A 1,135-nucleotide genomic window follows, 5' to 3' on the forward strand; every position below is an offset into this window, starting at 1 on the left:
GGGAGGTCGATCGCCTGCTGATGATCACGCCAGGCGCGGACGGCGCGGTTCTGGTGGTGCGCACGCTGCACCGCGTGGTCTCGTCCGGCTGGCAGGCGGAAGTTGGTGGTCAGGGCCGGGCCGTCGGGGGTGGTGCCGATGCCGGCGATGACGTCGACCGCGTAGCGCAGCGGCAGATCGGGCTCGGGGTCGAGCGGCAGGGCCGTGTCGTGCGCGCCGACCAGCAGGGACCAGGGATTGCCCTCGGTGCCGGACAGGTCGATGCGGCCCAGGTAGTTGAACTCGACCTGGGGTTCGGCCGCCGCGTGGAGCTCGGGGACCCGGTCGACGTAGCGGAGCAGGCCGTAATCGAGGCCCTGGTTGGGGATTTCGCGCAGGTGGGTCGTGACGCCGTCCAGCAGGGTGCGGGCGGCGGCCGGATCCGCTTGCGCGCGAGCGACATCCACCGCGTCGTCGCCGACGCCGAGGCGGACGGGGAAGACGCTGGTGAACCAGCCGAGGGTGTTGGCGGTGTCGGTGCCGAGCTCGGCGTCGGCACGGCCGTGGCCCTCCAGCGCGATCAACGCGCCTGCGGCTGGGTCGTTTCCGTTGTCGGCGTGGACCGAGGCCATGGTCATGGTGAGGGCGGTGAGCAGCAGTTCGCGCACACCCTCGTCCTTGCCGACATGGGCCAGCAGGCGTTCGGTCAGGGGGACCGGTGTCGCGACCGTGCTGACGCGCAGGGTGGACCAGGTGTCGGTGGCCGGGGCGGGCAGCCGAGCGCCGAGCGCGGCGTCGGGCGCGCTCACCTGGGCGGCCCAATAGTCGCGCTGGGCCAGCACTTCCGGTTCGGTGGCGCGCTGCCACAGGGTTTCGGACCACTGCCGGTAGGAGGTGAACTCGGGCAGCATCTTCGGTGTCACGCCGGCCTGGACCTGCTGCCAGGCGGCGGCCAGACCGTCGATCATGATGTGCCAGGACACGACATCGACGGCGAGGTGATGGATCGCCAGCAGCAGGACACCTTCGGCGTCGGCGGGGAACCACACCGCGCGCACCAGTTCGCCGGCGCGCGGGTCGATCGCGTCGTTGGCGGTGCGCGCGAATTCGGTGATGGCCGAGTCGAGTTCGGCACCGGCGAGGCCTCGCGGCGCCT

At 71.8% G+C, this 1,135-nt stretch carries 1 protein-coding gene; it reads right to left on the bottom strand.

Features of this window, described 5'->3' with window-relative positions:
* The coding region (locus tag ACWDNU_RS46550; RefSeq protein WP_449673537.1) for a condensation domain-containing protein at nt 1-1,135 on the bottom strand (1,135 nt) is incomplete at both ends.

The sequence above is a fragment of the Amycolatopsis sp. NPDC003676 genome, assembly GCF_053587275.1.